Origin of the sequence: Rhizobium hidalgonense, assembly GCF_002914525.1 — a bacterium.
GTDB classification, from domain to species: Bacteria; Pseudomonadota; Alphaproteobacteria; order Rhizobiales; family Rhizobiaceae; genus Rhizobium; species Rhizobium hidalgonense.
The window spans coordinates 263,328-275,425 of sequence record NZ_LODW01000116.1 but is presented as its reverse complement, the minus strand read 5'-3'; the positions used below and the strand labels follow the sequence as shown (position 1 = coordinate 275,425).

Here is a 12,098-nt window from a genome sequence, read left to right as displayed (position 1 = left end):
GTAGCTCGTCGTTCGCTAAAGCTCACCATAACCTGAAGGCCGCAGGTTCAAATCCTGCCCCCGCAACCAGAATTTACCAATTATATAATTATCAACAAGAAAGCCCCTCCCACCGTGGAGGGCCTTCTTGCGTTTAAGGCCTGGCACACGGCTAGCATTGGGTAAACGCCTCGGGCACGAGCGTCACCTGATCGACCAAGGTGCGGGGAAATTCGCGCTCTGATGTCCGCTGTCAATGATTTGCGCATAGATAGCCTCCGCTCGAATGATCGGCCGATTACGATGAACGCGTATTGGTGGAGGCGGAACTGATGGACGTCGGTGATCAAGCTCTGATACGCGGGTTGGATACCGCATTCCCGATTTTGCGTCCGGGGCTGTTCCTGTCTTACTGCGGGCGTCGGTCATACCGGCCACAAAGCGCGAACGGAAGTTCCCCTACCGTTGCCCCGCCCCCGCCAATGCGCGAGAAGTGGGTTGTGACTAGAGTCTGGGCTGAAGTGCCTCCTTCGAAACAGCCCACATAAAGCCAGCGAGCTCGCGCGCAATCGCGGTGCAAACAACGGTGGATTTCTTTCCGCGCGAGGTCAGCAAGCGATACCGTGCTGAGAGCCGAGTTTGTGCCTTCCAAGCGATCTCGCGGACCGACGATGAAACCTTCTCCAGCTTGTAAAGCTTCTTTGAGCCAATTCGCGGGGGGAACCGGTAAGTCCAGGCGCTTTCAACAAGCTGCGACCGGACGCGGCTGTTTCCGGCTTTCGTTATCCCGCCTCTTTTAGTCGTCTCTCCAGTCGACCGTTCTCCAGGCACCAGGCCTAGATAGCCCATCAACTGACGAGGGCTCTCAAATCGACTGACATCGCCGATCTCTGTAGCAAATGTCACCGCAACGACCAGATCAACGCCACGCAAGGCCTGTAGCGCCTGAACAATCGGTGCGAGAGACCAATTCGGGACGAACTCTTCAATCACCTTCTCCAGTCGATCAACACGCTCCCTTGAGACGCGCGCCGCATCGACCATTTCCTGTAGCGCTATCTGATGCGCTGGATGATCAAAGTGCTGCTCTTGCAGCCAGATCAAGTATCGCATGGTCCACCCTCTCTTGCGTGGGTAGATGCGCCCGTGCTTGAGCATAAAGGCACTGATCTGTTGCCGATGGACCCGCAATGTCTCGACGGCGGCAGTTCGGGCGCGAACGAGATCTCGCATTGCTTCATGACCCTCGTCGGGAATCCAGACCGCGGTGAGCTCGCCGGCCCTCAATAGCCGGGCGAGCGCGACCGCATCGCGACGGTTCGTCTTCACCCTGTCGCCTGGCTTCCGAGGGATCAAGGACGGAGCAACAACCATGCATTCATGGCCAAGTGCCTTGATGAGCCTATACAGGCCATAGCCCGTGGGGCCGGCCTCATAGCAGAAATGCACACGATCAAACTTAGCAGCGATCCGCTGGATAACGCGACGCATGCTGACATCTGATGCTTCAACCTCACCGAAATACCGGATCTCTCCGTCTCTCCCGAACTCGGCAACAGCAATCGCATTCTTTAGCTTCGCAACGTCGATTCCGACGAAAGCTTCTCTATAATGTGCCACGGCTCGTCCTCCTGTGATGAGGATCGGCTCGGGCTATCCGAGCAACCCTCGGAAGACCAGTGTAGGGCGAGCCACCTCAGCTACGAAGAAGGACATACGGTCTTACACTCTTCCGGTGCAAATCGAGATTGTAGTTCTCCAGAATCCGTGAGATTCTTCAAAGTCGGATGAAAATAGCGTGCGAACAACAAAGCGTCTCGACGTTTTCGGCGGGCGTCCAAACGCAGGGCGTGCCCTGATTGTCTGACGGGCTGCTTAACCCGCCAAGGGAGGACGACAATGACTGTACGGCCAGACCGGACTTTCCACGCGACTGCCAAGCTCGCAATGCAGGCGCCAGGCGAAAATTTTGCGTACACTTTGATGTTGAGTCCCGACTTCTCTCGGCCTGATGGATTAGCAATAGTTGACGTAGACCCGAAGTCAAAGGACTACAGCAAGGTCGTCCATAGCGTGATAATGCCAAACAAGGGCGACGAGTTTCACCACTTCGGCTGGAACGCGTGCTCTTCGGCCCTTTCGCCGCTGAACGGTCACCCGTTTCTCGAGCGCCGGTTTCTGATCATTCCCGGTATTCGATCTTCGCGCATCTACGTAATAGACACCAAGGGCGGACCGACCAAAGCCAAAATCCACAAGGTCATCGAGCCAGAAGAAGTGTTTGCCAAGACGGGCTATTCTAGGCCTCATACGATTCACTGCGGTCCGGAAGGTATTTATGTCTCGACGCTTGGGGGCGGTGGCCCTGAGGGCACCGACGGACCTCCCGGCATCTTTGTCATGGATTGCGAGACGTTCGATGTCATCGGGCGCTATGAGATCGATCGTGGGCCACAGGACAAGCAGTATGATTTCTGGTGGAACCTGCCACGCGACTACATGGTATCGAGCGAGTGGGCACTTCCGCCCCAGTTCGAGAAGGGCATCGTCCCGGAAGATCTCCTGTCGAACAAATACGGACACCGGGTGCATTTCTGGGATTTGCGCGAACGCAGGAACGTGCAGACCATTGATCTGGGAGTCAATCACCAGATGGCACTGGAAGTCCGCCCCGCCCATGATCCGGTAAAAGAATACGGTTTCCTTGGAGTGGTCGTTGACACGACAAACCTTGAGGGATCAATCTGGACATGGTGGCGCGAGGACGGCAAATTTCATTGCGAAAAGACGGCGACTATCCCGCCCGAGGCAGCTGCGAAAGATGACCTTCCCCCGCTTTTGCAGGGCTTCGAGGCGGTCCCGCCGCTGGTAACCGACATAGACCTATCGCTCGATGACCGCTTCCTCTACGTATCCTGCTGGGGGACCGGTGAGATGCGCCAATATGACGTCACCGATCCTATGAAGCCTAAGCTTGCAGGGTCCGTCCATATTGGCGGCATCACGCGCAAGACCAAGCATCCCGGCGGCCGCGACTACAGGGGCGGCCCGCAGATGGTCGAGATCAGCCGCGACGGTAAACGCGTTTACTGGACCAACTCCCTGTATTCGACCTGGGACGACCAGTTCTATCCCGATGGTATCCCGGCAGCCATGGTCAAGGCCAGTGTCGGCGAGAACGGTGGGATCACCCTGGACAAGGACTTTTATGTCAAGTTCCCCGAGGGGTATCGCTCGCACCAGATTCGTCTGGAAGGCGGCGATTGCTCGACGGATTCATTTTGCTATCCATCGGTGTAACTGACTGCTCGGGTCAATGAAGCGATGAGCGAGTGGACGACTGCCGGGTCTCTCTGGTTGGCCGTCATCGCCAGCGGCATTTATCACGGCGTCAACCCCGGCATGGGCTGGCCGTTGGCCGTCTCGGCCGGACTGTTGGACAGACGTGCCAGCGAATTGTTCCGGGCGCTCGGCCTTTTGGCAATGGGCCACTTTGTGGCGATGATTGGCATCCTGCTGCCCTTCGGCGCGATGCTGACGCTGATTGTCTGGGAACGACAGATCCGCATCGCGGCCGGGTTGATCGTGATCGCAGCCGGAATCTATCTCTTGATCAACCGGCGCCACCCGCGTGTTCTTGCCCGTATCCCGCCGGCGCAACTGGCGTTGTGGTCCTTCGCGGCTGCCATCGCGCATGGCGCCGGGCTGATGCTGGTGCCGATTTATCTGGGCCTGTGCTTGGCCGGGGAACCGGATGTCGGACACCAAGCGGCTGCCACGCTCATGACTGGTAATCTGATCACCGCCACCGCCGTCTCCGTGGTCCACGCGGCCGCCATGATTGTAAGTGGCGGCGTTATCGCCATTGCCGTCTATCGATGGCTCGGACCCAAGTTCATCTCACAAAGCTGGTTCAATCTCGATATCGTGTGGGCCGCGAGCCTTATCCTGGTGGGGGGAATTGGGATCGCGAGTCTCGGATTCGCTTAGTTGGCCCGAGGCCCTCGATGGTAACGACAAGCGCATTGCACATGATGTTGTAAGCGCAATTGCTGAGCAACGGTCCGCGAGCGAGCCAATGGTTGCATACAGGCCCAATCATATCGGCTGGATCGCCACAGAGTTTCTGACAACTTTCGCGGGTTCTGCCGATGACCGCTTCTGCTTGGTCTTCCGGTCCGCCTGATCGCCAGTCCCGGCCAGCGCCACGACATCGCGTTGGCCCAGGATCTCATCGCATCGGAATTACGCCGCCAATTTCGGTACATAGCGTTCGACTAATCGCAGGAATCGGGTGTTGCGAGCCCCCGCAACCAAACAAATAGCCCGCCTCGTGCGGGCTTTTTGCGTTTCTAGGCGCAAAAATCGTAATTTCGGATCGGGAGCCACAAACTTCACGCCTGGTCCCGTGGGCCTCAGCCCTCCGTCCCGGTGGCGCTCCTTTCCTGGCGGTCCCGTGTGGCAAGCATTGCGGCCGCTGCTGCGGTTTTGTCATCGCCTCCGATCTGCACACTCGGCGTTGCGAATGCGATGCCGTTGGCCTGAAATGCCTCCCGGATCATCAAATAGGCCTTGCGGCGGATGTAGGTCTGCTGACCAGGGACCGTTGTCATGGCGAAACTCAGCACGATGCCGTAATCGCCAAATTCTTCGACCCCCTTCATCTTGAGCGGTTCTATGAACATCGGGCCGACCTCGGGATCTGCCTGCAGTTCGGCGCCGATCGCCTTGGCGATCTTGCGCGCCTTGTTGATGTCGGTGTCGAATCCGACCGATATCCTGAACTTGTCGATCACCCAGTCGCGGCTCATATTCTCCACCGCGCCAAGTGCGCCGAAAGGCACGGTAAAGACTGGGCCGCGATGGTGACGAAGGCGGACGGAGCGGAGACTGAATCCTTCGACCGTACCCTTATAGCTGCCGCTCTGGATATATTCGCCGACCCTGAAGGCGTCGTCGAGCATATAGAAGACGCCGCTGATGACGTCCTTGACGAGGGTCTGTGACCCGAAACCCAGCGCTACACCGAAGATCCCGGCGCCGGCGATGAGCGGCCCGATTTCGACGCCGAGCTGTGCAAGAACGATCAGTGCCGCCATCACGGCGACCAATACGGCCAACATGTTGCGGAAGATCGGAAGCAGAGTGCGCACACGCGCGCGCCGGGCGCTCTCGGCAGGGGAGGGCGCGACACCTTCAGGCGCCGAGGCCAGCAACCGATCGATCCATGCCCTTGAAAGGTGCCAGACGAGATCGGCGAGCAGGAGGACAATTACGCTCTTCAGGAGACCATATGCGATTGCCTGCGCAGCGGGATTGCCTGCGATAAGGGACGTCGTGCTCGTTCTCGAGACGGCAGCAAGCGAGGCCACCGCAAGCAGAAGCACGATCGCGCGGCTTCCGCGCACAAAGAGGACCTGCCGAACGCTTCGCGGCTCGGCCGAACTAGCAGTCTCGGCGGCGTTGCCGACGACCTTCAGCAGCGGCGGCAGAAGGAGCAGGTAGACGCCGATCAGGAAAAGCCCGGTGAGGCCGATCGACCATAGCAGCCAGAGGATCAGAACGGAGAGGACTATAGCCAATCTCGCCTTGAGGCTCATCGCCACTCCCGACACCACGCCTTCGATAGCAAGGATCACGAGGACGAGCGAGAAACACCAGGAGATGGCACGGGACACGGCCGGATCGATGCCGATCGGTTTTCCCAGCATGGCGCTCGCGATCGCGAGGAAAAGCACCCCCAGGAAGAGCCGGATCCGTCTTCGGATTTCAGGGCGGGCGACGGCGAAGTCGATAGCGATCGCCGCTGCACGAAAGGCGATGATGCCGGCGAGGGTGAGCATCAAAGTCGCCTCGGTGAGTGGCGGCCATCGCAGCGTAAAGAAGATCAGCCCCATCGAGAAGGTGAACACTGCCAGGGACAGAAGCTTGGTCGTCAACGTTCCGGCCCCGGTCCTTGCCCGGAGATAGAGCCTCTCGGCGATCACACCCGCGGCCAGGAGGCACAGCAGGATCAGGAAAACAGGCGCATATCCTGCGGAGAGCGCGTCTTGTCTCGTTCGGGCTGCGGCCGCCCCGACCTCTGCCGGTATGCGAGGAAGGGCAGCCAGCGTCGCGTCGAAGCGCGCTCGCATAGCGGCTTTCCACGCAAACAACATTTCCTCGGGCGGTGCCGAAGCAGGCTGAGATTTTCGAGCTTCGAGCAGGGACTGCACCTCGGGATCCTGGAGCAATCGGATGAGCTCATCGATCTTCTGCTGCCCCGGCGTGGCGGGCGTCTGCGCTTGCGCATTGATCGCAAGGGCAAGAAAAAGCGATATTGCCGCGATCCATCTCATTCTGCGGTCCTTCGAAACGGAAACTGGAATCGGACTCTGGGCAAGGTCCGTCGGAGCGGTGTGCTGGGCCTGCCGCCGCGCACGGTATGTTGCGCTTCGCCGAAGGTGGTTATCGTCACACGCTTGTCGACGGAGCAGAGAAGAACAGGGCCATGCGGGAGAGCAATTGAGATGATCACAGGAATGCCCAAACGAATTTGATCAGAACGGCAAGCGCCCCAAACACGGCCAGGATTAACAGCGTCCGCAGTACAATGATGAGCGCTTTGTCGCTCCAGTGGGTCGAAGCTTTCGACATGTTTTCTCCTCGCTTGAGCTGCGGAAATCTCAGCAAACATCGGCTCGGTCGCCGACATCGTCCCCTTCGACACTGCCTGTCAGCCTGTCGTCCGTTGGCGAAGGCCAAGCCCAGCTTCGCAGCAGTTCATAAAATACGCTGAGGACGATTGGGCCGAGGAAGAGCCCAAGCAAGCCGTATGACAGAGTGCCCCCAATGACGCCAATGAGGATCACTGGCATTGGCGTCGTCAAGCCGCGCGCCATGAGAAGGGGCTTGAGCACATTGTCCAGCAGCGTGATAGGCGTCGCGATGAGCGTAAATGCCAGGGATGTCGAAACCGGCCAGGAAAACCACGCCCATATGATCGCGGGAACCAGGACGAGGCCGGGGCCGATCTGAATGATGCAAAGGATAAAAACGGCAAAGGTCAATGCCCCTCTTGCCGGAAGATCGAAGATGACGAAGCAGAGCCCGCATAACAGCGTTTGCAGGAAGGCGACGCCAATCACACCGCGTGAGACGTTGCGCACGGTTGTGGCCGCAAGCTTGGCGAAGCCAACACCCCTGTCGCCCGCAACTCTGTTGGCGAGAGCTTTCACGATCGAGCTCAGTCGTTCGCCTGTTGCCATCAGGAAGCCGGACAGAATAACGGAGACGATGAAGCTCAGGAGGCCAGCGCCGATCGAGGCGAGTTTGCCGACGACGACGCCGGCGATCTCGCGCAGAGGCGCCTGAAACTTCGTGATCGATGCGGCGAGGTTGCTGGCGATCTGGTTCCAGGCAGCATAGAACCGTTCACCGACGACAGGCCACTCCCGGATGCCCTCAGGAGCAGAAGGCAAGGTAAAACTGTCCGTCCTTAAATTTGCTATCAGATCTTGTGCCGCATCGGCAAAATTGACGGCAACAAGCGATAAGGGTGCGATGACGAGGACCAGACAGGCGACGACGATGGTCGTTGCCGAAATGGCCGGACGGTTTCCTAGGGCGCGCGCAAGCATCTCGTGCAAAGGAAACAATGCTATAGCCAGGATCGCCGACCAGATGACGATCAGTGCGAACGGAGCGACCAGACGGAAGGACCAGTAGGCGAAAAGTGCGATGATCCCCAGCCGCACGAGATCGCTGACCCGCGTCTCGATCGAAGTCTGCATGATGTCTGCGGGCTTCAACGGCTCGCCTCGTGTCTGCTCCAGGTTCATAGTGGTCAGCCCGTCTGGTTTGCCGCCGATCGGTCCGCCCTTCAGCGCGCGGTCACGTCGGGAACGACATGCCGAATGCTCTGATCGTCGACATATCCGCCCGGGCGCTTCTGCCGCTTGCCGAGATCCGGCGCCTCGAACTTGACGCGCTCATAAGGTATCGACTGCAGAATGTGGGAGATGCAGTTTATGCGCGCTTGTTTTTTGTCATCCGACGGAACGATCCACCATGGCGCGTGATTGCTGTCGGTCATCCGCAGCATCGCATCGTAGGCCTTCGTATAATCCCACCAGCGTTGATAGGATTCGACGTCCATCGGGCTCAGTTTCCACTGCCGAAGCGGATCGTCGATCCGACGCTTGAAACGCCGTTCCTGCTCCTCTTCGCTGACGGTCAGGAAGTATTTGAGCAGAATGATGCCGCTTTCGACGATCGCTGCCTCAAAGCGAGGAGCCAGTTCGAGAAAACGCTCGGCCTTCTTTTCGCTGGTGAAGCCCATCACCCGGTCCACTCCCGGCCTGTTGTACCAGCTGCGGTCGAAGATCACGACTTCACCTGCGGCCGGCAGGTAATTGATGTAGCGCTGCATGTAGATCTGCGACTTCTCACGGTCGGTCGGGGCGGGCAGCGCGATGACGCGAAAGACGCGTGGACTGACCTTTTCGGTAATGCGCTTGATCATTCCACCCTTGCCGGCGGCATCGCGGCCTTCGAAGATGATGACGATCCGGGCGCCTGCTTTCTTCACCCAGGCCTGCAGATGAGCGATCTCCACCTGCAGACGAAGGATCTCTTTCTCGTAGTCCCAAGACCTCTTCTTTTTCTTGCCCTTGCTCTTGTCCTTGTCGTTCCGTTTCGCCTCGGCCACTGCCTCTTCCAGATTTGCGTCATAACCCTTGTTCATAGCTCCCTCCGTTCATGGCCCGAGGACGGGGCCATTCGTTTCTTCCGCCTTGTCGAAAATTGCGTCGCGTGCCGATCCAAGGGCTGCCACCGCCTCGTCCTTGTCGTTGAAAATGTTGGATGAGCCGATAGCCGTGATCACGCCGGCGCGGTCGAGCAGTTGCCTGCTTTCCTCGTTGAGATCGGCTATCGCGAAGGTGATGTTCTGTTTCGAGAGTGTTTCGGCGACGGCATCGAGAGCCGCCGCGCCGGTACTGTCGACATGGGAGATGGCGCTCGCGTCCAGCAACAGGGCTCTGGTCCCGCGTGTAAGCTCCTTACCGATGGTCTGCAGCCGTGTGCGCACGTAGTCGGCGTTGAAGAACAGGATGTTGCCCTGGATCACGCATATCGCGACACCTTCTTGCGGGCGCGCCTGCGGAAAACGGGCGAGATCAAAGAAGCCCTCCCGCCCTTCGATCCTGCCGAGAAGGCTATCGCGCGGATACATGGTCTTGCGCAGGAGATAGACGAGGGTTGCGGCAATCGCGACAATGACGCCGTTAAGGACGCCGAAGCTGATTGCGCCCCACATGGTGATCAATGCGAAGACGAATTCCATCCGGCTGATGCGCCAGACTTTTTTCAGTTCGCCGACGTCGATCAGGCCGATGGCCGCCATTGCCAGGATGGCGGCAAGTGCCGGCAGCGGTAATATCCGCAAGGCGCTGTGCAGAAAGACGAGGGCAGCGATCAACGTGGCCGCGGATACAAGTCCAGCCGCCTGCGAGACGCCGCCTGCAGACATATTGATTGCCGTTCTCGAATCCGAGACGCTGATCGGAAACGAACCAAAGAGGCCGGGGGCGAAATTTGCCGCCCCGAGGCCGATCAATTCCTGGTTCGCGTCCACCTCCTGCCCGGCGCGCGTGCCGAAACTGCGGGCGGCGACGATCCCCGCTCCAAAGCTGACGAGGAAAACGGCGGCGGAGCCAAGGACGATCTTGTCGAGCGGCATCTCGTAAAGCGCAGGCAGCGAGAACATCGGCAAGCCGCGAGGAATGTCGCCGACGACGGCTATGCCGCGTCCCTGGAAGTCGAAGACGGCAGACAGGATCACCGAGACGACAACGACCAGAACAGGACCAGGGACCTTGAGACGTGCGGCCTTTACCGCCCACAATAAAGCGAACATCGACAGGCCAAAAATCAGTGACGGCCAGTGGATAGAAGCGCTCTTGCGCAATATTTCGAGGATCGGCGGAACGAGCCCGTCGGACTCGATCTTGACCCCGGTGAAACGATTGATCTGGCCGACGAGGATCGACAGCGATACGCCGGCAAAAAATCCGACGAGAATTGGGCGGGAGAGAAAGTTGGCGACGACCCCCAGCCTTAGAAACCTGGCGGCGAGGCAGAACACCCCGACGCCGAGCGCCAAGGCGGATGCTATCGCGATCCGGTCCACGCCTGCGGCGGCCGGCTCGGCTGCGATGATTGCTGCCATCGCGGCGGCGAGAACGGTCATGGTTGCGGCATCCGGCCCGACGACCAGCAGGCGCGATGGCCCGAAAATGGCGTAGGCGATCGGCGCGACGATGCTCGCATAGATTCCCGTCTCGGGAGGCAGGCCGGCGATCGCGGGATAGGCGATGGCGCTCGGCAGGCCGACTGCGGCAATCGACAGCCCGGCTGGGATGTCGCTTCGAAGCCAGTTTCGATTGAAGCCCTCCAGCCCCTTTAGCATCGGTATGCCGAAACTTCCGATCACCGTATTACTCCCCTGGATGTGCTTCGACGTCTCCCGAAATTCCAGCCGGGCCTCAGCCCATCCGTCTCAATGCTCGAGGAAAACGAAGTTCATCCAGCTGCTCATCCTGAGAAGAACCTTGCGGAGAACGGCGACGTGATGCCAATGCTCGGTGTAGACGGCGACATCTGCGACGACGCCGCCCGGCAGCTGGTATTTGCTGGTATCTTCAAGGATCTCGATGCTGGCCAACGTTTGACCCGGGGAGGCGCGTTCGGGCGACTGCGGATCGATCAGGGCTCCTGTCGGCTGAAGCTGGCCCTGCGCCATCACGTCGATGATGCCCTGAACCCGGGCCTTGAAAATCTTGCCGGGCACTGCCCTGAACGATACCTCCGCGGCATCGCCAACCCGGACGCGCTGCAGCGAATTCTGGATGAAGGCGGCGGCCAACGTCCGGTCTTCGCTGTTGATGAAGACCATGACCGGTCGCAAGGGCAGCGGGTTTGCCATCATTCCCGGCCGCAGAAAGACCTGTGTCACATAGCCGTTGCTCGGCGCGCGAACCGTCGTCTGGTCGAGGTCGTATTCCGCATTGCCCAATTCGGCCTGCAAGCGTGCGACCGTCGGGTTGGTGCCGTTGATCTCGGAGTCATAAGCGAGCTTGGCTTGCATGGCCTGCGCCCTTGCGGTCTCGACCGCAGCTTCGGAGGTCAGGTAGATGCCTCGGCGGTTTTCGACTTCAAGTTCGGAGAAGACAGCGCCTTTGCCGCTCGATTTGGCGTTCTCGTTCGATTGCTGGAATTTCTCGAAGCTTTGCAGGGAACGGTCGCGGGATGCTTCGGCACCGCTCACCGCGGAGTTCGCGGCATCGAGCGCAGATTTCAATTGAAGGACAGTCTGCTTGGCTTCCGCCAAAGCGGCTTTCTTCTGATCGACGACGAACTGATAGGGGCGCGGATCGATGCGGAAGAGAACGTCGCCCTTGTTCAATGGTGTGTTGGGCTGGACCGGGACCTCCACAACCTGCCCGCCGACAACAGGAATGACCGGCGCAGAAGTAAAGTAAATGCGTCCGTCGCCCGAATAGGGGTGATTGTAGCTCATGATGAGGAGCAGCGCGGAAATCAGGAAGATGCCGCCAAGGACCGCGGTTGAAAGCGTCCATTGGTTTACCGGGATTCGGAAGACTTTGAAGACCGTCCAGCAGATTGCGGCATAGGTGAGGATTAGGAGCAGGTCCATCAGGCTTTCTCCTTCTCCAGAGGTTGGGCTTCCAGTTCGGCGATCCGGGCTTGCAGGCGGGCAATTTCTGCGTTCGCCTCCACTTCATGCTGAAGCTTGCCGTCGGGCTTGATTCCCCAACCGCGGTCCTCTCGGTAGAGGGAGGCCCAGATGAACAGGAACGGCCATATGACGTGCAGGGTGAACAGGCTGACCCAGCCGGCAATATGAATGGCGTCCTGGTGCGGGTGATTGCGTTTCTTCGCGATGATGTGAGGAATGTCGTGGATGGCGATCACGGCGTAGAAGAGCGTTACGACCGTGAAAATCAACACCCCGAGTGCAAAATAGTCGAGAAACACGGCTCCCCCCTTCCGCTTTCGGCTTGATATGGCCGAACCGTTCGGCCTCAAGTGAAGGCAGATAGTAACGCCGTTAGCAG

Annotated in this window: 10 protein-coding genes; 2 read left to right on the top strand and 8 right to left on the bottom strand. The window is 59.2% G+C overall.

Annotation, left to right across the window (positions count from 1 at the left end):
• Positions 1-483: 483 nt before the first annotated feature.
• Positions 484-1,599, bottom strand: a complete 1,116-nt coding sequence (locus ATY29_RS33205) for an IS110 family RNA-guided transposase (protein WP_097534024.1) — start codon at positions 1,597-1,599, stop codon at positions 484-486.
• A gap of 279 nt (positions 1,600-1,878) precedes the next feature.
• Between ATY29_RS33205 and ATY29_RS33200 the strand changes: the two genes are divergently transcribed.
• On the top strand, positions 1,879-3,279 hold the full coding sequence (locus ATY29_RS33200) for a selenium-binding protein SBP56-related protein (protein ID WP_097534017.1): 1,401 nt from the start codon (positions 1,879-1,881) through the stop codon (positions 3,277-3,279).
• 24 nt (positions 3,280-3,303) lie between these two features.
• Positions 3,304-3,969 carry a hypothetical protein gene (locus tag ATY29_RS33195; protein ID WP_097534015.1) on the top strand — a complete coding sequence of 222 codons (666 nt, stop codon included), beginning with the start codon at positions 3,304-3,306 and terminating at the stop codon, positions 3,967-3,969.
• A gap of 425 nt (positions 3,970-4,394) precedes the next feature.
• Here the strand turns inward: ATY29_RS33195 and ATY29_RS33190 are convergent, their stop codons facing one another.
• From ATY29_RS33190 to ATY29_RS33165, 7 genes are all read right to left on the bottom strand, one after another.
• Entirely contained in the window at positions 4,395-6,317 is a 1,923-nt protein-coding gene (locus ATY29_RS33190) for a mechanosensitive ion channel family protein (RefSeq protein ID WP_097534013.1), read from the bottom strand.
• 175 nt (positions 6,318-6,492) lie between these two features.
• A complete protein-coding gene (locus tag ATY29_RS38255; protein ID WP_280176790.1) occupies positions 6,493-6,615 on the bottom strand; it encodes a hypothetical protein in 123 nt (40 codons plus the stop codon).
• A gap of 29 nt (positions 6,616-6,644) precedes the next feature.
• Positions 6,645-7,799: an AI-2E family transporter gene (locus ATY29_RS33185; protein WP_097534011.1), complete on the bottom strand. Its 1,155-nt coding sequence runs from the start codon at positions 7,797-7,799 to the stop codon at positions 6,645-6,647.
• 41 nt (positions 7,800-7,840) lie between these two features.
• Positions 7,841-8,704, bottom strand: a complete 864-nt coding sequence (gene ppk2, locus ATY29_RS33180; protein ID WP_097534009.1) for a polyphosphate kinase 2 — start codon at positions 8,702-8,704, stop codon at positions 7,841-7,843.
• Between the two features lie 12 nt (positions 8,705-8,716).
• Positions 8,717-10,429 carry a SulP family inorganic anion transporter gene (locus ATY29_RS33175; protein WP_375164583.1) on the bottom strand — a complete coding sequence of 571 codons (1,713 nt, stop codon included), beginning with the start codon at positions 10,427-10,429 and terminating at the stop codon, positions 8,717-8,719.
• Between the two features lie 90 nt (positions 10,430-10,519).
• The gene (locus ATY29_RS33170) at positions 10,520-11,677 is read right to left on the bottom strand and encodes an HlyD family secretion protein (RefSeq protein WP_003566182.1); all 1,158 of its coding nucleotides are present in this window, start codon (positions 11,675-11,677) and stop codon (positions 10,520-10,522) included.
• On the bottom strand, positions 11,677-12,018 hold the full coding sequence (locus ATY29_RS33165) for a DUF3302 domain-containing protein (protein ID WP_003566180.1): 342 nt from the start codon (positions 12,016-12,018) through the stop codon (positions 11,677-11,679). The genes ATY29_RS33170 and ATY29_RS33165 overlap by 1 nt, the downstream gene beginning before the upstream one ends.
• Positions 12,019-12,098: the final 80 nt, after the last annotated feature.

Excerpts from the sequence above, each read along its gene's own strand:
- ATY29_RS33175 (WP_375164583.1), bottom strand. The coding sequence starts at position 10,429 with ATGCTAAAGGGGCTGGAGGGCTTCAATCGAAACTGGCTTCGAAGCGAC.
- ATY29_RS33170 (WP_003566182.1), bottom strand. The coding sequence starts at position 11,677 with ATGGACCTGCTCCTAATCCTCACCTATGCCGCAATCTGCTGGACGGTC.
- ppk2 (WP_097534009.1), bottom strand. The coding sequence starts at position 8,704 with ATGAACAAGGGTTATGACGCAAATCTGGAAGAGGCAGTGGCCGAGGCG.
- ATY29_RS33190 (WP_097534013.1), bottom strand. The coding sequence starts at position 6,317 with ATGAGATGGATCGCGGCAATATCGCTTTTTCTTGCCCTTGCGATCAAT.
- ATY29_RS33185 (WP_097534011.1), bottom strand. The coding sequence starts at position 7,799 with ATGAACCTGGAGCAGACACGAGGCGAGCCGTTGAAGCCCGCAGACATC.
- ATY29_RS38255 (WP_280176790.1), bottom strand. The coding sequence starts at position 6,615 with ATGTCGAAAGCTTCGACCCACTGGAGCGACAAAGCGCTCATCATTGTA.
- ATY29_RS33200 (WP_097534017.1), top strand. The coding sequence starts at position 1,879 with ATGACTGTACGGCCAGACCGGACTTTCCACGCGACTGCCAAGCTCGCA.
- ATY29_RS33195 (WP_097534015.1), top strand. The coding sequence starts at position 3,304 with ATGAGCGAGTGGACGACTGCCGGGTCTCTCTGGTTGGCCGTCATCGCC.